Origin of the sequence: Psychrobacter sp. CLB018 (assembly GCF_041222815.1) — a bacterium.
In the GTDB taxonomy this organism is placed as follows: domain Bacteria; phylum Pseudomonadota; class Gammaproteobacteria; order Pseudomonadales; family Moraxellaceae; genus Psychrobacter; species Psychrobacter faecalis.
In genome coordinates this window covers 2,756,642-2,777,696 of the sequence record NZ_CP166085.1, presented here as the reverse complement: position 1 = coordinate 2,777,696, position 21,055 = coordinate 2,756,642, and the positions used below count along the sequence as shown (strand labels likewise).

Below are 21,055 nucleotides of genomic sequence, written 5' to 3'. Positions count from 1 at the left end.
TTATTATCAAGCTTAATTATTATCGAGCTTAGCCATTATCAAGCGTCACCCTATTAATCATTAGTTAATCATCACGCTCTAAGAGGTAAATCATGACACGGATGCATTTGCACACTGCTATTTTTGGTTCATCACGCCGTAAGGCGATTGGCGTTATGCTATTGACCAGCATCGTCGCCACAGGCTGTACCACCAACTATTTGACCAATAGCACAGAAGGAACGTATGGCGTACCGATGACCGAGCGCACTATTCCGCAGCGCCTGCTTGACCGCAGTATCGAGCATACCGTCAAGATTAACGTCTATGGTCTGCAAGAAAATTTGCAGCAAATCAGCCGTATGAGCATTGATAGTTTTAATAGTGAGGTGCTGCTCACCGGTGAGGTGCCAACGCAAGAGATTAAGACAGAAATTGAAAAAGTGGTTGGCTCTATGCCAGACGTCCGTCACGTCTATAATGAGCTGAATGTGAGCGCCTCAAGGGGCTATAGCTCAACCGTTCACGATGGTTATATCACCTCCAAACTACTGGCAAAAATAGCCTCTAGTAATGGCGTAAAAGCCTCGCAAATAAAGGCGGTCACCAATGATGGCGTGGTTTATATTATGGGTCGCATGACGCCGACGCAGCAAAGCCACCTGATTGATATTGCCAATAATACTGTCGGCATTACAGAGCTGGTGCTGCTGACCACCGTCGTTGACGATAGAGGGGTGAAGATAGGCGAGGACGATATCATGTATGAAGAGAATTTAGCCAACCCTACCAGAGGGCCAGCGCTCGATAGTCGAGCAGCGCCTGAGGTCACAAGTGTAGTAGAGCCACCGATTAACGCTACGCCGATTATCGTCGACGAGAATGGCGCGCCCGTTAATTAGCCGTTATTAAGTTGCCACTATCAAGTTGCTATGTTTACCTTTATCAAAAGCCTTGTCTCGCTAATAAACACAAGAAACCTAAACACTCGTAACAGGAACAGAACGTTAAAACCTCAGTCTGCCAGTAAGATATAAAACGTAAAAAGTAGAAGTGTGGCTTTAGCCAAAAACGCGCTAACTAAAATTATAAAAAGTGAAAAAGCCGTGACTCTACTATTGAGTTTTAATCAACTATGACCAAACGACAAGCTTATAATAGGAATACTGGCGATGAAGGATTTAAGTAAAGCAACCGTACAGCTACAGCCTGCACCAAGAAAAAATCGCCTACCTAAACCTATCAGCGTCGGTGTGACGGCAGCATTGGCTGTCGGCGGTATTGCGCTTGCGACTCAGCAAGCACAAGCGTTATCGGCACTGGCTGTTGTGAATGGTATCACCTCAAATGGCGGCGTTGGTGTCAGTAAAAATATCTTGTATGGCGACAAGCCTTTGCAGGATTTAGATATTTATTATCCCAAACCTTTAGCAAAAGCCATGCAGTCAAAAAAAGCGACTGCTGATAACCCAATTAACCACAGTTATCCGATGGTGGTTTTCGTCCATGGCGGCTCGTGGGAAAGCGGCAGTAAAGATGAATACGCCTTTGTTGGTCAGAGTTTGGCACAAGCAGGCTATGTCACGGCAGTGATTAATTATCGTAAAGCGCCTGAGCACGTTTATCCTGATTATGTAGAAGATACGGCGCAGGCCATCGCGTGGAGTTATAAGAATGCCGAAAGTTTACATGCTGACCCCAAGCGCTTGGCGGTGATAGGGCATTCTGCGGGCGCATTTAACGCGGTTGCTGCCGTCGCTAATGAAGACTTTTTAGCGCCGTATGGGGTGAAACCAAGCGATATTGCTGCGGTAATTGGTATTGCAGGGCCTTATAGTTATGACTTTCGTAAATTCAGTAGTGCCAGCGCTTTTGGGGCAAACGCCACGCCCGATAACATCATGCCAGACCGTAATATTAAAGGTGCGCAGCCGCCCTATTTATTATTGTCTGCTGAAAAAGACAAAGTCGTTCATATAAGCAATACCCTTAAAATGACACAGGCGTTAAAAGCGGCAGGCGTTAAGGTTGAAACAGGCGAAATCGCAGGTGCCAGTCATGCCACCAGCATCGGGGCGATGGCGCCACCTTTACGCTGGGTCAATGATGTGCGCGCGCAAGTGCTCAGCTATTTGGATAAAACGCTGCAATAGTTAAAGGCAGTTGTAGAAGACAGTACTGTAAGATGGTCAAACTCTTGTTATAATGGCTAACTTTATATCCACCTATTAAACCTTTAAGGCAGAATATTCTATGAGCATGAACGCTGACGATTTGATTGCATTTTTACAAACTCACTTTCCTGATGCTTTTATTCAAGCTGCCAATCAAGGTACCAAGTTTGATGTACGGGTGGTCGATGCCAGTTTTGAAGGTAAGCGCGCAGTACAACGCCAGCAGTCCGTTTACGCATTGGTCAATGACAAAATTGCTAGCGGTGATATTCATGCGCTTAATATTCAAGCGTTAACGCCTGCCGAATGGGAAGTGCAATCGCAAGGCTAAGCCTTTTTTATGACTAGGATTTGTCGCACCGGCAATGGATATTGCTGGTTTTATCATTTCTGGTTTTTCATATTTTTTATACTTATCGCTAGGTTGTCACCTTTATGGATCAATTTTTAATCACCGGTAGCAGTCGTATCGCAGGGGAAGTCACCATCTCAGGCGCCAAAAATGCCGCTCTGCCGTTACTCGCTGCTATGATTTTAGCCGAGACCCCAACGACGTTACATAATGTGCCATCGCTACAAGATGTGCGCACCTTGATTGAATTGATCGCTGGCATGGGCATTGATATTCAAAAGCAGGGTGACACTGTCGTTTGCGATACCAAGAATATCGACAATTTTTATGCGCCGTATGATTTGGTCAAAACCATGCGCGCCTCGATTTTGGTTTTAGGCCCTTTGCTGGCGCGTTTTGGCGAAGCCGAAGTGTCTTTGCCGGGCGGCTGTGCCATCGGCTCACGTCCTGTCGACCAGCATCTAAAAGCCTTTGAAGCCATGGGTGCTGAGATAAGCGTCGAAAATGGCTATGTCAAAGCCCAAGCGCCAAAAGGCGGCAAGCTTATCGGTTGTAATTTTTCATTCGATATGGTGACGGTTGGCGGTACGGAAAACGTTATTATGGCCGCGGCATTGGCAAAGGGCACGACCGTACTTGGTAACTGTGCGCTTGAACCAGAAGTGGTCGATTTGGCCAATATGCTGGTAGCGATGGGTGCTAAAATCAGCGGTATTGGTACGGCAACCATGACCATCGAAGGCGTTGAGCGCTTGCATGGCTGTGAATATTCGGTCGTACCCGATCGTATCGAAACGGGCTCTTATCTTGCCGGCGCTTTGATGACACGCGGTGATGTGCTGACCAAAAACACTTCAGCACTTTTATTAGCGCCTGTATTAGAAAAATTTGAAGACATGGGAGCGATTATTACCACAGGCGATGATTGGATTCGCGCGCAAATGAAAGGTCGCCCACTACCAGTCAATATTCGTACCCAGCCACATCCGGGTTTTCCAACCGATATGCAAGCGCAGGTCATGGCGATTGCCTGCCTTGCTGACGGTACCAGCACCTTTATCGAAAATATCTTTGAAAATCGCTATATGCACGTGCCGGAACTCAACCGCTTGGGCGCATCCATTCAAGTAGACGGTCATACAGCTGTGGTTAAAGGCGTCGAGCACTTTACTGCGGCGCCAGTGATGGCAACGGATTTGCGCGCGTCGATGTCACTGGTCATGGCGGCGGCTTCTGCTGAAGGCGAGAGCTTGATTGATCGTATTTACCATATTGATCGTGGCTATGAGCACGTCGAAGAAAAACTGCGCGCGCTTGGGGTCAATATCGAGCGTATTAATACCAATGACTAAATTGGTTCACTAACCATTATTATCGCTATAGATACCTAATAAATTAATAACGCCTGTTAAGTAAGGCAACTAACTGTACACGGACACGAGTCATTATGACTGAAGCAAGTAACAGCTTACCAAATGATGGTTTATTAAATGAAGTAAATGAGGCGTTTTCAGGTTTGACACTGGCGCTTTCAAAGGGTCGTATTTTAGAAGAGACGATGCCTTTACTGCGCGCTGCTGGTGTTGAATTGTTAGAAGACCCTGAGGCGTCGCGCAAGCTTATTTTCCCAACTTCTAACCCAAATGTACGCGTGTTAATTTTACGCGCCAGTGACGTGCCAACTTACGTTGAACACGGCGCTGCTGATTTTGGCGTGGCGGGTAAAGATGTGTTACTTGAGCATGGTGCCAATCACGTTTATGAATTGCTCGATTTGCAGATTGCTCAGTGTAAGCTGATGACAGCGGGCGTTAAAGGTGCGCCGCTGCCAAATCGTCGTCTGCGTATCGCGACCAAATACGTCAATGTTGCCCGCGCTTACTTTGCCAGCCAAGGTCAGCAAGTCGATGTGATTAAGCTGTATGGTTCAATGGAGCTTGCGCCATTGGTTGGTCTGGGCGATTTGATTGTTGACGTCGTCGATACGGGTAATACGCTGCGCGCCAATGGACTTGAAGCGCGCGACCATATTTGTGATGTATCGTCACGCCTTATCGTCAATCAAGTCAGCTACAAACGTAAATTTGCCCTGCTTGAGCCGATTTTAGACAGTTTTAAAAATAGTATTGCCAGTGCTTCTTAAATGAGCGTTTATTCAGTATTGATAAAGCTCTGTTATTAAACGCTAGCAATCATTGATAATATCAAGCATGACTATACAAAAATTTAAACCAGTTTGGCGCTCTAGGATAGATATAGCGTGCTAAACTGGTTTTTTTGTATTTGCTTGCTAGAAAATAAAAGCTCAGTATAATCTGAGTGAGATAACTAAGAATAAGTGCAAATAAGCGGAAATAAGCAGACAGACCAAACTTTTCTTATTTGCTCTTTTATCCAAACTATTTTTTTATAGCCGACTTTTATGCTCACCTATAGGATTCAGTCATGCGCCAACTAAGTACCCAAGATGCTGATTTTGACAGTCAATTGATCCAGCTTCTCGCTTTTGAAACCGTCAACGATGTTGAATTATTAAAAACCGTTGACGATATCATTGCAAAGGTACGTCATGGTGGCGACAGTGTGGTACTGACGTTGACCCAAGAGTTTGATCAGCATCCAGCGAAGGCGATACAAGAGTTAGAGCTGTCTAAACAAGCGCTTGCTGATGCGTTTGCCAATCTTGATGATGAGGTAAAAAATGCGTTAATGACGGCAGCGACACGCGTGCAGACATTTCATGAGCGCCAAGTGCAAGAAACTTGGCAATATGAAGATGAGCTTGGCAATCGTTTAGGGCAAAAAGTCACGCCGCTTGATCGTGTCGGTATTTATGTGCCCGGCGGTTTGGCCTCTTATCCGTCTTCGGTATTGATGAATGCAATTCCTGCCAAAGTGGCTGGCGTTGCCGAGGTAATCATGGTCGTGCCAGCGCCAAAGGGCGTGCTCAATCCATTAGTGTTGGCAGCGGCGCATTTGGCACAAGTTGACCGCGTCTTTACCATTGGCGGAGCACAAGCGGTTGCGGCCTTGGCATACGGTACCGAAACCATACCAGCCGTAGATAAAATCACGGGTCCTGGTAATAAATATGTCGCCGCAGCGAAGCGGGCGGTATTTGGTCAAGTTGGGATTGATATGATTGCCGGCCCTTCTGAAGTATTGGTCTATGCAGAAGGCGAGGCGCAAGATCGCGCCGATTGGTTGGCGATGGATTTATTGTCACAAGCGGAGCATGACCGTATCGCCCAAGCTATCTTTGTCACGACAAGTGAACGGCAGCTTGCAGAAGTGGCGGCGGAGATTGAAAAAGCCTTAGCAGAATTGCCAAAAGCTGATATCGCTCGTGATTCACTAAAAAACCGTGGCGCGCTGATTTTGGTCAAAGACCGCGTGGAAGGTATGGCGGTGATTAATCGCGTTGCCCCTGAGCATTTAGAATTGTCAGTTGATAACCCTGATGCACTGCTGAATGAGGTTCGCCATGCGGGCGCTATCTTTATGGGTCGTCATACGCCTGAAGCGATTGGCGATTACTGTGCCGGTCCCAATCACGTGTTGCCAACCTCTGGTACCGCGCGTTTTTCTTCACCGCTCGGTGTTTATGACTTCCAAAAGAAATCTTCGATTATTTATTGTAGTGAAGCGGGTAGTAAACCACTGGCTAAGACCGCAGATATTTTAGCGCAGCGTGAGGACTTAGAAGCCCATGCGCGCTCAGCCCGCTATCGCTATCAAAAAGATAGCTAATAAAACAGTTAGGTAGTTGAGTTTTAATAAGCTAATTTTAATAACCCAATTTTAATATTTACGTTTAATCATTTATGTGGCTAATGAGTAGGATAACTTATGAGTGAGTTAAAGATAGACACCAGACTTTGGTCATCTAAAGCGCGAAATCTGTCACCTTACGTCCCTGGCGAGCAGCCTCAGCATGAAAATTTGTGCAAATTAAATACCAATGAAAACCCATTTCCGCCGTCACCAAAAGTCGGCGAGGCCATCGCAAAAGTCTTAGCACAGCAAGCGGATGAGCTGCGTTTATATCCTGCGCCTGAATCGGATGATTTGCGTGCCGCCTTGGCCGAGTTATATAACCTTGATATCAATCAAGTGTTTGTTGGTAATGGTTCTGATGAAGTATTGGCATTGGTATTTGCCAGCTTTTTCTTAAAAGAGCGCCCTGTTTTAGCGCCTGATATTAGCTATAGTTTTTATCCGGTTTACGCCCATACCTTTGGTATTGAGTTGGTACAAATCGCCCTGGAAGCCGATTTTAGTATCAGCCCTGATGCTTATCGTCAGCCTTGTAGTGGTATCATTATTGCTAACCCAAATGCGCCAACGGGTATGCTGTTATCGCTTGCTGATATTCGTAAACTTGCTGGCGAGCATTCAAACTCAGTGGTTGTGATTGACGAAGCTTATATCGATTTTGCACAGAAACAAGAAAATGATTCAGATGCAGAAGTGTCGGCGATTAGCCTAATCAATGACTGCGATAATATCCTTGTCACGCAAACTTTTTCAAAATCACGCTCGCTTGCCGGTTTACGGGTCGGTATGGCGTTTGGTAATGCCTCGTTAATCGAAGCACTGACGCGTATGAAAAATAGCTTTAATAGCTATCCGCTCGATAAGTTGGCGCAAGCAGGAGCAACCGCTAGTGTCTTAGATGTCGAATATTTTACCCAGACCTGTCAGCAAGTCATTGATTTACGCCGAGCGCTCAGCGCCGAGCTGACGGCACTTGATTATGAGGTGTTACCATCGCACGCTAACTTTGTCTTTGCGCGTCCGAAAAATGGTGATGCTAAAGGTGTGGCGGCTGATTTGCGCGAGCAAGGTATCATTGTGCGTCATTTTGAGAAACCGCGCATCAATGAGTACTTGCGTATTACTGTTGGTACGGCAGCGCAGAATAAGCGTTTGATTGATGCCTTAAAATCGCTACAAACAGAGGCTGAAAGCGTTACTGAGTGATGTTGCTGAGTAATACCTTGTTTAAGATTTACACCTTAATAATATAAAGCCAAAATAACAAGTTATATAAATAAAAGAGCCTGCTAACGTTATGTTAAGCAGGCTTTTTATTGGTTTTTAATTTACCTTTTAGATAAAGCGTAAGTTTCTTGCTTTATATTGTTTTGAGCTAAAACGCCTAACAGGTTGCCGACTTTATCCAAACATTCTTGATATTCAGCATTGCAATCAGAAGCAACCGTGATACCACCGCCTGCCCATAGACTGACTTGACCTGCTTTTCCTAGTTCGTTATTTGTTACATGCCTTGCTTGTAGCGTGCGAATCAAGACATTCCACTGACCGCTACCATCAAAGTTCATATAGCCCAGTGTGCCGCAATACGCACCGCGCGCGGCACCTTCTAACTCTGAGATGATTTCAACAGCGCGTTTTTTTGGTGTACCAGTGATAGAGCCAGCAGGTAAACTGCCAAACAATACTTTGAGCGGATGACTATCTGTCTTTAGCTCAGCGGTGATGGTGCTGACCATATGATGCACATTGCTAAAGCTTTCAATCGCAAATAATTGCGGCACTTTGACGCTGCCAATCTTGGCATATTTACCCAAATCATTGCGCAATAAATCGACAATCATGACGTTTTCGGCACGGTCTTTTTCGCTATCGATTAGCTGCTGTTTATAAGCGTTGTCTTGTGCAGTATTTAACCCACGCGGTATCGTCCCTTTAATGGGCTTGGTGCGTATATGGTGTTTGCCAGTAGTATCGTCTTTATTAAAGGTAAAAAACAGTTCAGGCGAGCAGCTTAACAATTCAAATTGATAATCTTGCGTATCAACGCTTATTTCGTTATCAACATGATTAACCGCTAAATATCCTGCAAACGGCGCTTGGGTATTACGATGTAGGGCAGGTAAGTAATCAATAAGCATCGGTGTAGCATTATCATGAGGACTTTGATTAAAAGAACCTTGCCACGCTTGGGTGAGATTGATTTGATAGCAGTCACCCTGTTGCAGATAGGTTTGCGTTTTATCAAATGCTTGCTGATAATCTCGCTTACTCCATTGGGCTTTTAATAATAAAGGCGTGGTTTTATAGGACGTTTCAAGTGCTGGTTTTTCTAAAGCTTGGTTAGATAATTCCTTATCCAATATATCTAAATATGAGATAAGCGTTTTAACCAGTACGCCTTTTTGTTCGTTATCAGTATCAGTGACGCTGTCTTTTATAGTGAGCTGCCAACTGGTTTGCTCAGCGTTTGGTGTTAGATAAATATCATAATGCCCTAAGGCGGCACAAGGCTGCGCTGCGAGCTCTATTCGCGCGTTTGGGCTAAGCTCAAAAGCGGCAATATCATAACCAATAAAGCCTATTAATCCATGCTGATAACTTGGCTGCTGCTCGATTTCTGTAGTTGAGGACGAGTTATTATCACAAGTATCATCTATGTCATAAGTCTGACTATAAGCAATTAAATCCTCTTGCCAGTCGCTATAACTCATATAGGCGCTAGTAATCGCTTGATCGTTTTTATCATGGCTATCTAAACCACCACGGCAATTTTTTATGACTTTATAGATGTTCGGCTTCTGATTAAGCAATTTAGAATTAGAAAAATAATAAACCGACCAGCTCATTTTTGGTAATAAACCAATCACTGGTCGCCCATCGTTATTCAGCCAAACCAATTGCCAGTTTGCGTTAGGATTTTTTCCATACAAATAACGCTGTAGTTTTGGCAGTAACTCTGCGGCAGACAGATCACCAAAACGCCAGCTAGGTTGAGTAGCTGGCGATGGGGCAGATGCTGTCTGCTCAGCTTTAACAAGCGGTGCTACGAGCATAGTTAGGCGTCAAACTTTTTAATAATAAGAGTGGCGTTAGTACCGCCAAAGCCAAAGCTATTGCTCATAAGCGTTTCAAGCTTAACATCACGCTTCTCAGTAACAATATCAAAGCCTTTGGCAGCAGGGTCCAATTCGGAAATATTGATACTTGGCGCGATAAAGCCTTCTTGCAGCATCAGTAAGCAATAAATCAATTCTTGCGCGCCGACTGCACCCAAGCTATGACCGGTCATGGATTTGGTTGAGCTGATAGCAGGGACTCGACTGACATCGTCACCAAACACTTTGGCAATGGCTTTAAGCTCAGTCACATCCCCTAGCGGTGTACTGGTACCATGGCTATTGATGTAGTCAACACTTTCTAAACCTGCTTCAGCAAGGGCGAGTTGCATACAGCGGACCGCACCTTCACCACTTGGGGCTACCATTTCAGCACCATCGGAGCTGGCGCCATAACCGACGATTTCGGCTAAGATATTGGCACCGCGCGCTTGGGCATGCTCGAGACTTTCGACCACCACCATCGCCCCGCCTGCGGCAATCACAAAGCCATCACGGTTTTTATCATAGGCTCTAGAAGCAAGGGTTGGCGTGTCATTATACTGTGTACTGACCGCACCCATCGCATCAAACATACACGACTGCGTCCAATGTTCCGCTTCACTACCGCCAGCAAGTATCACATCGGCTTTGCCAAGTTGGATAAGTTCGGCGGCATGACCGATACAATGCGTCGACGTTGCGCACGCAGAGCTCAATGAATAAGAAATCCCTTGGATTTTTAACCCCGTTGCAAGTGCCGCTGATACCGAGCTGCCCATGGTTTTTGGTACCGCCATCGCACCGACACCGCGCAAACCTTTTTCGCGCATTGCATCGACGGCATTGACGATGTTTTCAGTTGACGCACCGCCCGAGCTTGCGACCACGCCCACGCGTGGGTTATTGTTAATGGTTTCAAGCGGCAAGCCCGACTGCTCAATGGCGTTTAACGCGCTGACATAAGCGTAAAGACTGGCATCACTAAAAAAACGCTTCAATTTACGGTCAATGCCTGAGGTATCAAGTTCTGCTTGATCAATACTACCGCTAACCTGTGATTTAAAGTTGTGCTCAGCATACGATTCATTGAACGTAATACCTGAGCGCCCTTTTTTAAGAGCATCGGTGACAGTCGCCAAATCATGTCCGATACAAGAGACAATCCCTGCTCCAGTGATAACAACGCGGCGCATATTCTATTCCTTATGAGTAACGATTTTTTGATAATGACCTTTAACAATCGCTTTTAAATACTTATTTGACAGTCATTTTAGTGCGCAAAACCTACAATAGGCTGCTTAAATACTGTTTGATAAATAAAAGTACAACTGTACTTTGAGTGATGGCATATAATAACGTATCGACGGTTTAAAATCTTGGCGTAAGTGTAAAATAACGACAAAATGGTCTTTATTTTTAAGTGGACTTATTATCAAAGCAGGTGAAGTTTTTGGCCGTGTTAAAGTAGCAATGGCAGTAAAATTTTCGTTAACATAGTAAAAATTATTTTTAGCTAAGACATATTTAATATATGCTGACGCTATTTATGGTTTAAAATAAGCGATACTTTTAGATACAAAATTGACGATAGTGATAACATTGTTGGCACTGACAGTTATCGTAAGCGTTGGCTAAAATGGCAGTCAATTTGCAAAGTTCTTATAAAAGGCTCTTATTAAAAGTTCTTATAAATAATATTAATAACAAACATTAATTCATTCATCACATTAAGGATATAAAGATGGCAAAGCCTAGCACACTATTTAAAGGCATCAGCAGCGTTGGTTCTTTTACTCGTGGTAATTTGGAACGCATGGGCGCAATGATTGATAGCGTCAATGCCAAAAGCGGCAAACCGCGCCAATATAAAGCAGTAAATCTCGGCGATGAAGACTATCAGCAGGATTTGTTTCGCGAGCAAACCTTAAAAGCCACCCAGCAGTTATTAGGTACGCGCTTTGCTACTTATGGCAAGTATGCCAAGAAAATAGTGCCAAACAGTCTGTTTGATTCGACGGTCGATGGCGCTTTTGCGCAGATTGCTAAGCTTGCCTCCAATTGGAGTCAGATTGACCTGCCAAATCAGCATCGCTTCGCCAATATTGCAAACTTAGATAATGAGCAGCGTTATGCTCTAGCAACGGATATCGCCAATCAAAACCGCGCTTTGGCGACATTGGGCGGCTTAACAGGATTAGCAGGCCTACCAGGCTTACTTGCTGATACTTTGTGGTTGTTACTTGTCTCATTACGTACCGTTTATCAGCTAGGCGCTATTTATAATAAGCCATTGACTGGTAAGCAAGGCGTCAAAATGGCTTATGAATTACTGGCAAGTGCCGATTTGAGCAAAATGCAAGAAAAGCAGGCTTTATTAGCTGGTATCGGTATTGGTAAAGGCTTGCTTGATAATGCGCAAAGCAATGGTTTGCATAATGAGCTTAAAAACCTTGGTCTGAAAAATAAAAACGTCAATTTTTATGCCGAACAAGTAGATAATATTGCCAGCCAAATTGGCATTAACTTAGATAACATCAACTTATCATGGGTACGCCGCTTTTTACCAGCCACTGCCGTCATCGTTGGTATGCGTTACAACAGTCAGCTGATTGATGAAGTGATTGGCGTGGCGCAAGCGACGTTTGCACCAGAAGCCAAACTTGCTAACCGCGCCATTACCGACGATAGCAGTAGCGAAGCGCAGGTGAAGAAAGATACCGACAGTAATAATGAAGAGCAAAGCCCTAAATCTGACAATGCAAAAAAAGACACAGATAAGGCTAAAGACGATAAGACCAAAGCTGAAAACAACAAATCCAAGGCTGACGACGATAAGTCTAAAGCTGACCAAACAGAAAGCGAAATAAAAGCTACCTCAGAGCCTGTGTCAAAAACTACGGATGAAGAGTCAGTAGATGAAAACTACAAAAAAGCTCAGGCCAGTAAAAAAGATTAACGTTTTAATCTATAGCGGTTTAACTATAATTTACTGTATGAAGGCAGAAGCTGATATAAATCGGCTTATGCCTTTTTTATAAATATGTCTTTTTTATGAAGGGGTTTTAAGGCTAAAAAAGTATCTAAAATTCAAATTTTGCCTTGAAAAATAAATAACCAACTCCATTAATAGGAAACATCGATTTTACCATCTTGCAATGAAACAATTGCTCATCTTAAAATCTGTTGCTTACCGTTAAGTCTGCTACAATCTTTGCTCATGCACATCTATCGAATGTTGTAAAGGACAACCGCTCATAAGTGGTTGAAATAGCAGCAACAACTCTTTATAATACACTGTCCTAAAAATGGGTGTGCCAAAATCTGTCGTTAATGTCAGATTGCTGGCGCATTGGCCCATTTTTTTGTTTTATACCAAACGGGAGAAGGATGCCTTATGGCAACAACTAACCAATTGATTCGTAAAGGTCGCAAAACCATCAAGGAAAAGTCAAAAGTTCCTGCGTTGGAAGCGTGCCCACAACGCCGTGGTGTATGTACTCGCGTATATACTACTACCCCTAAAAAACCTAACTCAGCCATGCGTAAAGTATGTCGTGTACGTTTGACTTCAGGCTATGAAGTATCAAGCTACATCGGCGGTGAAGGTCATAACCTACAAGAGCACAGTGTTGTTCTTATCCGTGGTGGTCGTGTAAAAGATCTACCAGGTGTACGTTATCATACCGTTCGCGGTGCACTTGATTGCGCAGGCGTAAAAGACCGTAAGCAAGGTCGTTCTAAATATGGTGCGAAGAAGCCTAAAGTTTAATAGCTAATTGCTATTAAATAAGCTGATTTGTATCACCCATTAACTGTGCATGGGACTGGTGTTAGCGGTATTTTTAAGTTATTAATTGACGCTATAACATACCGCCATGCAGTAAGGCTGACTGACAACTCGATATAACGCCATCCAATAGTAATTGGTGCGAGCTTGTGAATGTCAGACACTCCTGAAGAAAAGGATTATTATTATGCCAAGACGTCGCGTCGTTGCTGCCCGTGAGATCCTACCGGATCCTAAGTTTGGTAGCCAAACTGTTGCAAAATTCATCAACCATGTCATGAGTCATGGTAAAAAATCTACTGCTGAGCGTATCGTTTATGGTGCTCTTGAGACAGTAGGCCAAAAGCGCAACATCGAAGATCCAGTCGCTTTCTTTGAAGAAGTTTTAGAGAATGTCCGCCCAATGGTCGAAGTAAAAGCTCGCCGTGTTGGTGGTGCAACTTATCAAGTACCAATGGAAGTACGCCCCTCCCGTCGTACTGCCTTGGCTATGCGTTGGTTAGCTGAAGCTGCTGCTAAGCGTTCTGAAAAATCAATGGCTTTGCGTCTTGCAGGCGAATTGAATGATGCTGCTGACGGTAAAGGTAATGCTATGAAAAAGCGTGACGAAGTTCACCGCATGGCAGATGCTAACAAAGCATTCTCTCATTACCGCTTCTAAGCTGGTTTTATTTTTAAAACTGGTTTAAATGCTTAGGATTAACGGTTTCGATCAGTTAATCCTGATATTGTTGATTTATTCTATTGATTGCCGCCATCATTATTGGGTTGTTTAATTTTTCCTCAAAAGCTGAGAAGGTATTAAACAGTTTAGATGGCGGACATCTGTCAAGATGCTGTTTTGTAAGGGATGCTTTTCTATAAAGCCTGCAAAAAATATGCACCGCTTAAAAAAGTCTCCTAAATTTGATGCCGCACTATTCTTAATATTTGCTCTTTTTTTGTCCGTATTTGGCCCAATTAATAGTAAGTAATATAACAAAGTTCATGGTCTCATGGCTTTGTCATAGAGTATGAGGTAGAGACACAACACATTAATATATACACGAATTTCCCTAGGAAAACACTATGGCTCGTAAAACTCCCCTAAAGCGCTATCGCAATATTGGTATCTCAGCGCACATTGATGCTGGTAAGACGACCACTACTGAGCGTGTTTTGTTCTATACCGGTGTTAGCCACAAGCTTGGCGAAACCCATGATGGTGCAGCTACCATGGACTTTATGGAGCAAGAACAAGAGCGCGGTATTACCATTGCTTCTGCGGCGACGACTTGTTTTTGGTCAGGTATGGCAAAGCAGTTCCCTGAACACCGTATCAACATCATTGACACCCCAGGTCACGTTGACTTCACGATTGAAGTTGAGCGTTCTATGCGTGTTCTTGATGGCGCTTGTATGGTTTATTGCGCGGTAGGCGGGGTTCAGCCACAGTCTGAAACCGTATGGCGTCAAGCAAACAAATATAAAGTACCACGCTTAGCGTTCATTAACAAAATGGACCGTGTTGGTGCTGATTTCTACCGTGTGGTAGAACAAATCAAAACTCGTCTAGGCGGCAAGCCAGTACCGTTGGTTATTCCAATTGGTAAAGAAGACGACTTTGAAGGCGTTGTGGATCTTGTGACCATGAAAGCTATCTATTGGGACGAAGCGTCTCAAGGGATGAAGTACGAAGAGCGCGAAATCCCAACTGAACTACAAGAAAAAGCGGAAGAGTACCGTGAGTATCTAGTAGAAAACGCTGCTGAAGCCTCAGAAGAACTCATGAATGAGTATCTTGAAAATGGGGAATTGACGGTAGAGCAGATCAACGACGCTATTCGTCAATTGACCATCAACAACGAAATCATTCCACTTCTTTGTGGTACTGCCTTTAAAAACAAAGGTGTACAAAAGATGTTGGACGCCGTTATTCAGTATCTACCTGCGCCAATGGATGTACCTGCTATCCGCGGTATCCTTGACGACAAAGATGAAACTGAAGGTACGCGTGAAGCCTCTGATGACGCGCCGTTCGCAGCACTAGCGTTCAAAATCATGAACGACAAGTTCGTTGGTAACTTAACCTTCGTTCGTGTGTATTCAGGTGTTCTGAAACAAGGTAGTAGCGTTTATAACCCTGTTAAAATGAAGCGCGAGCGTGTTGGCCGTATCGTTCAGATGATGGCAGATGCTCAGGTAGAGCTACAAGAAATCAGCACGGGTGATATTGCAGCCTTAGTTGGTATGAAAGACGTCACTACTGGTGATACGCTATGTGACGAAAACAACGTCATCACGCTAGAGCGTATGGAATTCCCAGATCCAGTTATCTCTCTAGCTGTTGAACCTAAGACCAAAGCTGACCAAGAAAAAATGTCTATCGCTTTGGGTCGTTTGGCTAAAGAAGATCCATCATTCCGCGTCCATACTGACGAAGAGTCTGGTCAGACCATCATCAGTGGTATGGGTGAGCTGCATCTAGAGATTCTTGTTGACCGTATGAAGCGTGAGTTTAACGTTGAAGCAAACATCGGTGCGCCGCAGGTTGCTTATCGTGAAACCATCCGTAACGTAGTTGAGCAAGAAGGTAAATTCGTACGTCAGACTGGTGGTCGTGGTAAATTCGGTCACGTTTGGTTACGTCTTGAGCCTATGGATCCAGCGGGCGATGTTCTATATGAATTCGCTGAAGAAGTGGTTGGTGGTACAGTACCAAAAGAATTCCACGGTGCAGTCGACAAAGGTATCCAAGAGCGCATGAAAAACGGCGTACTTGCAGGTTACCCAGTTGTTGGCGTTAAAGCGACCTTGTATGATGGTTCTTACCATGATGTTGACTCGGATGAGTTATCATTTAAAATGGCTGGTTCTATTGCATTCCGTAAAGGCTTCATGGCAGCAAACCCAACCCTACTTGAGCCAGTAATGAAAGTAGAAGTTGAAACACCTGAAGACTACATGGGCGATATCATGGGCGATTTAAACCGCCGCCGTGGTATGGTTCAAGGTATGGAAGACTTACCTGGTGGCACTAAGCAGATTCGTGCGGAAGTACCATTAGCAGAAATGTTTGGTTATGCTACGCAAATGCGTTCAATGTCGCAAGGCCGTGCAACCTATTCAATGGAATTCCAAAAGTACGCTGAGATTCCAAAATCAGTTGCAGAATCTATCATCTCTAAATTCAACTCTAAAGATGAAGACGAGTAAATATTACATATTAATAGGACAATATTGAGTTGATTTCTCTATTGTCCGTAGAGATTGCGCCAATAATTGGTTAAAAGACTTGTTATTGGTCGCGATTTTCTTATAATATCTGCACATTGTATGTGCAACCTTTTAACAATTATCTTAATGTGGTCGGTATCTCTTAACTTGCGCATGTTTAGCAGTTAACTACTTGACCCCAAATAAAGAGGAAATACCCATGGCAAAGGCCAAGTTTGAACGCAGCAAGCCACACGTCAACGTCGGTACCATCGGACACGTTGACCACGGTAAAACAACATTAACTGCCGCTATCGCAACCGTAGCCGCAATCACCTCTGGTGGCGAAGCCAAAGACTACGCCGCAATTGATAGCGCACCAGAAGAAAAAGCACGTGGCATCACCATCAACACCTCACACGTAGAATATGACACCCCAACCCGTCACTACGCCCACGTTGATTGCCCAGGTCACGCCGACTATGTTAAAAACATGATCACCGGTGCAGCCCAAATGGACGGCGCAATCCTAGTAGTATCAGCAACTGACGGCCCAATGCCACAAACCCGTGAGCACATCCTGCTATCACGTCAGGTTGGCGTACCGTACATCATCGTCTTCATGAACAAATGTGACCTTGTTGACGACGAAGAATTGCTTGAGCTAGTAGAAATGGAAGTTCGTGAACTTCTAAACGACTATGACTTCCCAGGTGACGACACCCCAATCGTCAAAGGCTCAGCCACCCAAGCCCTTAAAGGCGACGAAGGTCAATACGGCCAACCAGCCGTTGTAGAACTACTAGGCATCCTAGACACCTACATCCCAGAGCCAGAGCGTGACGTTGACAAAGCATTCCTAATGCCAATCGAAGACGTATTCTCAATCTCAGGCCGTGGTACCGTAGTAACCGGTCGTGTTGAATCAGGTATCGTCCGTGTTGGTGACGAAATCGAAATCGTCGGTATCCGTGACACCCAAAAAACCACCTGTACTGGTGTAGAGATGTTCCGTAAACTGCTAGACGAAGGTCGTGCAGGCGAAAACTGTGGCGTACTACTACGTGGTACCAAACGTGAAGACGTACAACGTGGCCAAGTACTAGCCAAGCCAGGTTCAATCACCCCTCACACCAAATTTGACGCCGAAGTATACGTTCTGTCAAAAGAAGAGGGTGGTCGTCACACACCATTCCTAAACGGCTATCGTCCACAGTTCTACTTCCGTACCACTGACGTAACTGGCGCAATCCAATTACAAGACGGTACCGAAATGGTTATGCCTGGTGACAACGTTGAGATGGGCGTAGAGCTTATCCATCCAATCGCTATGGACAAAGGTCTACGCTTCGCAATTCGTGAAGGCGGCCGTACCGTAGGTGCTGGTGTTGTTGCTAACGTCCTTAGCTAAGCATCAAAACCCTAACGCTATTAGAATTATCTAAGCGTTAAGCAGTAAGAAAAAAGCCATCCTTGATTAAGGGTGGCTTTTTTTGTGGGGTATGAATGAGGATAAATATTTAAAAAGACATATAGTAAACATATCCTAAAAACGCGACGATATTGCTGATATCAATTTTTTGTAGCCTCTGTCTGCACAGGCACAGCAAGCAAGAAAAATTGATATCAGCAGTGTGTGATGTATCTATATTACTTTTCACTCATTATAGTAGAAGAGTGGGGCAGACAAAAACCAATCTCACCTTATATGGGTTTATACATGTACCTTAAAAAGCGCTTATTATCTGATTGGTGTCTATTGTAATTCTTAACCGAGCTTGCTATATTAACGCTGCACCTCGTTAGCACCTTGTACGTTTAGTTTTTATTCGTATTAAGTGTTTTCATAGAGAGGCTTAAGAACAGTGATATTAGCGTCGCAGTAGAATTTTATTCCTAAATGCTTGCATTCTATGCTCAATATTGTATAATGCTGTCCTTTACACCCATAGGCGATTGGCTCAATTGGTAGAGCATCGGTCTCCAAAACCGAGGGTTGTAGGTTCGAGTCCTACATCGCCTGCCATCTTCTTATCATATCTTTGTCATACCCCACCATCTCCGAAGTGAGTTCTTTATGAGCAATAATCAAGATAACCTCGAGACTAAGTTATCTGATGCTAAGGCAGTGGCTGGTGGAATGCTGTCCAAAGATAAGGACGTTTCGGCGAACAGTCAAACAACCGCTGTTGAAGTTGCTAAAACTGGTTCAGTTAAAGATGTGGTATTGTGGCTACTTGCCGCAGTAATTTTGATAGGGGCAACCTTAGTCAATCAATACCTACCAGGCTATTGGCAACCTGCCAATGATGTTTGGATGCGTATTGGTATCATCGTTGCTCTAGTTATTATTGCCTTGGTCTGCTTAGCGTTAACGCATCAAGGCCGCGCTTTTAAAATATTATTAAAAGATGCTGCCGTTGAGCTACGCCGAGTCACATGGCCTGGCAAAGATGAAACCTTTCAATACACATGGCAAACGATTGTCATGATTGCTATTGTGGGTTTTTTGGTTTGGTTGTTAGATAACTTTTTTAACTGGTTCGTTGGTATTTTTATTGGTTAATGACGCGTATTAGTGTCCATTAAGCCAGATTTACTTATAACGACTTAACTTTACTGATCAGGAGCGTGATATGCGTTGGTATATTGTCCAAGCGTTTTCAGGATATGAAAAGCAAGTACAACGTTCATTAACTGATCGTATCAATCGTAGTGAATTTGCTGATTCATTCGGCGATGTTTTGGTACCTACCGAAGAAGTCGTTGAAATGAAAGACGGCAAAAAGCGTAAAAGTGAGCGTAAGTTCTTTCCAGGCTATGTATTGATTCAGATGGAAATGAACGACAACACGTGGCATATCGTCAAAGACTGCCCGCGTATTATGGGCTTTGTCGGTGGCACGCCTGAAACGCCAGCACCGATTACGCAAGTAGAAGCCGACCGTATTTTAAACCGTTTAAATCAGACTGAAGCTGACCCACGTCCGAAGACTCTATTTGAGCCAGGCGAAGAGTTGTTGGTTATCGATGGTCCATTTACGGACTTTAAAGGGTTGGTGGAAAAAGTGGATTATGAGAAGTCTAAACTGCATTTAACGGTAAACGTATTTAATCGCCCGACCCAGGTCGAGCTTGAGTTTAGTAAAGTTGAAAAACTAGACTAAACCGGTAAAACATTCATCAACCGGGGAGCTGTTAGTCAATGAGGTGCATACCACATTGATTTGGCGCTATTACCCATTTAGGAGAGTATCATGGCTAAGAAGATTGATGGTTACATCAAACTGCAAGTGCCTGCAGGTAAAGCAAATCCTTCACCACCGATTGGTCCAGCATTGGGTCAAAAAGGCGTGAACATCATGGCGTTCTGTAAAGAATTTAACGCTGCGACCTCAAACCAAGAGCCGGGTCTACCGATTCCTACTGAGATCACCGTATACAGCGATAAATCTTTTACCTTCATCATGAAGTCACCACCAGCTGCATACTTACTACGTAAGGCTGCTGGTATCGCTAAAGGTTCTGGTACACCTAACACCGCTAAAGTCGGTAAAGTTGACCGTGCACAATTAGAAGAAATCGTTAAGACTAAAGATGCAGACTTAACCGCTGCTGGTCTTGATGCTGCTGTCCGTACCATCGCTGGTACTGCACGTTCAATGGGTATTACCGTGGAGGGTGTGTAAATGAGTAAACTTACTAAGCGTCAAAAGCTAATCGCTGAGCGCGTTGAAAACGAAAAATTATACACTCTTGAAGAAGCCGTTCAAATCCTAAACGATTTGCCAGCTCTTAAATTCAAAGAGTCTATCGACATCGCAGTAAACTTGGGCGTTGACCCACGTAAATCTGATCAAGTCGTTCGTGGTGCTACCAACCTACCTGCGGGTACTGGTAAAACCAAACGCGTTGCTGTCTTTGCTCAAGGCGCTGCTGCTGAAGCCGCTAAAGAAGCCGGTGCTGACATCGTTGGTTTTGAAGACCTAGCTGAGCAAATCAAAGCCGGTAATATGGACTTTGATATCGTTATTGCTGCGCCTGACGCGATGCGTGTGGTTGGTCAATTAGGTACTATCCTAGGTCCACGTGGCCTAATGCCTAACCCAAAAGTTGGTACGGTAACGCCTAACGTTGCTGAAGCTGTGACTAATGCGAAAGCGGGTCAAGCACAGTACCGTGTTGATAAAGCGGGTATTATCCATACCACGATCGGTCAAGTTGGCTTTACTGCTGAGCAAGTTATGCAAAACGCTCAAGCATTGCTATCTGATCTTAAACGCGCTAAACCTGCGACGTCTAAAGGTACTTTCATTAAGAAAATTACCTTGTCTAGCACCATGGGCCCAGGTATCTCAATTGATCCTGTTCCATATCGCGTTGCCAAATAATTTTATTGTATAAAAACTGCTCTTTATTCAACGATTTTGAATAAAGCGCCCATATTGTTTTAAAGAATTAGGTCAGCGTAGCAAACGCTTCGCTGTCTAAGACCGTAGGTAGAAAGCGGTTTATTATTACTTGTGATGGTAAGCTGCTTTTGTTAATCGACGACAGGTGAAAATCTTAGTTGTCCTACGCAGACGGTGACCCACCCAGTTGTTGATAAGAGCCAATAGATTGGTATTTATACCAAATTATTACTCGATGTCAGTCTGATAACGGTGCCGTAATCAGTCGTTATGAATGA

18 protein-coding genes and 1 tRNA gene are annotated in these 21,055 nt (G+C 44.2%); 17 read left to right on the top strand and 2 right to left on the bottom strand.

Annotated elements, in window-relative coordinates:
• Positions 1-92 precede the first annotated feature (92 nt).
• The 7 genes from AB8P72_RS11795 to hisC all read left to right on the top strand — a co-directional run bounded on the left by AB8P72_RS11795 (position 93) and on the right by hisC (position 7,488).
• The gene (locus AB8P72_RS11795) at positions 93-881 is read left to right on the top strand and encodes a BON domain-containing protein (RefSeq protein ID WP_238060236.1); all 789 of its coding nucleotides are present in this window, start codon (positions 93-95) and stop codon (positions 879-881) included.
• A gap of 270 nt (positions 882-1,151) precedes the next feature.
• Positions 1,152-2,132 (top strand): alpha/beta hydrolase, encoded by a 981-nt coding sequence (locus AB8P72_RS11790; RefSeq protein ID WP_193030577.1) that lies wholly within the window; start codon positions 1,152-1,154, stop codon positions 2,130-2,132.
• A 100-nt stretch (positions 2,133-2,232) separates the two neighbouring features.
• Positions 2,233-2,484 (top strand): BolA family protein, encoded by a 252-nt coding sequence (locus AB8P72_RS11785; protein WP_082894293.1) that lies wholly within the window; start codon positions 2,233-2,235, stop codon positions 2,482-2,484.
• A 104-nt stretch (positions 2,485-2,588) separates the two neighbouring features.
• Positions 2,589-3,857: a UDP-N-acetylglucosamine 1-carboxyvinyltransferase gene (gene murA, locus AB8P72_RS11780; RefSeq protein WP_193030575.1), complete on the top strand. Its 1,269-nt coding sequence runs from the start codon at positions 2,589-2,591 to the stop codon at positions 3,855-3,857.
• Between the two features lie 95 nt (positions 3,858-3,952).
• Positions 3,953-4,648 carry an ATP phosphoribosyltransferase gene (gene hisG, locus AB8P72_RS11775; RefSeq protein ID WP_102077686.1) on the top strand — a complete coding sequence of 232 codons (696 nt, stop codon included), beginning with the start codon at positions 3,953-3,955 and terminating at the stop codon, positions 4,646-4,648.
• Between the two features lie 302 nt (positions 4,649-4,950).
• On the top strand, positions 4,951-6,255 hold the full coding sequence (gene hisD, locus AB8P72_RS11770; RefSeq protein WP_193030573.1) for a histidinol dehydrogenase: 1,305 nt from the start codon (positions 4,951-4,953) through the stop codon (positions 6,253-6,255).
• Positions 6,256-6,354: 99 nt separating this feature from the next.
• Complete coding sequence (gene hisC, locus AB8P72_RS11765; RefSeq protein ID WP_193030571.1) at positions 6,355-7,488, top strand: histidinol-phosphate transaminase; 1,134 nt, start codon at positions 6,355-6,357, stop codon at positions 7,486-7,488.
• 122 nt (positions 7,489-7,610) lie between these two features.
• On the opposite strand, the gene AB8P72_RS11760 is transcribed toward hisC, so the two are convergent.
• Both AB8P72_RS11760 and AB8P72_RS11755 read right to left on the bottom strand, forming a co-directional pair.
• Positions 7,611-9,338, bottom strand: a complete 1,728-nt coding sequence (locus tag AB8P72_RS11760) for an anthranilate synthase component I family protein (RefSeq protein WP_193030569.1) — start codon at positions 9,336-9,338, stop codon at positions 7,611-7,613.
• Between the two features lie 2 nt (positions 9,339-9,340).
• A complete protein-coding gene (locus tag AB8P72_RS11755; protein ID WP_193030567.1) occupies positions 9,341-10,576 on the bottom strand; it encodes a beta-ketoacyl-ACP synthase II in 1,236 nt (411 codons plus the stop codon).
• A 548-nt stretch (positions 10,577-11,124) separates the two neighbouring features.
• Between AB8P72_RS11755 and AB8P72_RS11750 the strand changes: the two genes are divergently transcribed.
• From AB8P72_RS11750 to rplA, 10 genes are all read left to right on the top strand, one after another.
• Positions 11,125-12,339: an EcsC family protein gene (locus AB8P72_RS11750; RefSeq protein ID WP_193030565.1), complete on the top strand. Its 1,215-nt coding sequence runs from the start codon at positions 11,125-11,127 to the stop codon at positions 12,337-12,339.
• A gap of 438 nt (positions 12,340-12,777) precedes the next feature.
• The gene (rpsL, locus tag AB8P72_RS11745; RefSeq protein WP_011281154.1) at positions 12,778-13,152 is read left to right on the top strand and encodes a 30S ribosomal protein S12; all 375 of its coding nucleotides are present in this window, start codon (positions 12,778-12,780) and stop codon (positions 13,150-13,152) included.
• Between the two features lie 205 nt (positions 13,153-13,357).
• Positions 13,358-13,831 carry a 30S ribosomal protein S7 gene (gene rpsG, locus AB8P72_RS11740; RefSeq protein WP_068405119.1) on the top strand — a complete coding sequence of 158 codons (474 nt, stop codon included), beginning with the start codon at positions 13,358-13,360 and terminating at the stop codon, positions 13,829-13,831.
• 407 nt (positions 13,832-14,238) lie between these two features.
• Positions 14,239-16,365: an elongation factor G gene (fusA, locus tag AB8P72_RS11735; RefSeq protein ID WP_193030563.1), complete on the top strand. Its 2,127-nt coding sequence runs from the start codon at positions 14,239-14,241 to the stop codon at positions 16,363-16,365.
• A gap of 220 nt (positions 16,366-16,585) precedes the next feature.
• The gene (gene tuf, locus AB8P72_RS11730) at positions 16,586-17,776 is read left to right on the top strand and encodes an elongation factor Tu (protein ID WP_068404023.1); all 1,191 of its coding nucleotides are present in this window, start codon (positions 16,586-16,588) and stop codon (positions 17,774-17,776) included.
• 539 nt (positions 17,777-18,315) lie between these two features.
• Positions 18,316-18,391 (top strand) — tRNA-Trp (locus AB8P72_RS11725).
• A 51-nt stretch (positions 18,392-18,442) separates the two neighbouring features.
• Positions 18,443-18,931 (top strand): preprotein translocase subunit SecE, encoded by a 489-nt coding sequence (secE, locus tag AB8P72_RS11720; RefSeq protein ID WP_369957792.1) that lies wholly within the window; start codon positions 18,443-18,445, stop codon positions 18,929-18,931.
• A 70-nt stretch (positions 18,932-19,001) separates the two neighbouring features.
• The gene (nusG, locus tag AB8P72_RS11715; RefSeq protein ID WP_068405079.1) at positions 19,002-19,532 is read left to right on the top strand and encodes a transcription termination/antitermination protein NusG; all 531 of its coding nucleotides are present in this window, start codon (positions 19,002-19,004) and stop codon (positions 19,530-19,532) included.
• A gap of 90 nt (positions 19,533-19,622) precedes the next feature.
• On the top strand, positions 19,623-20,054 hold the full coding sequence (gene rplK, locus AB8P72_RS11710; protein ID WP_068405081.1) for a 50S ribosomal protein L11: 432 nt from the start codon (positions 19,623-19,625) through the stop codon (positions 20,052-20,054).
• A complete protein-coding gene (gene rplA, locus AB8P72_RS11705) occupies positions 20,055-20,756 on the top strand; it encodes a 50S ribosomal protein L1 (RefSeq protein ID WP_068405082.1) in 702 nt (233 codons plus the stop codon).
• The last annotated feature ends 299 nt before the right edge of the window (positions 20,757-21,055 follow it).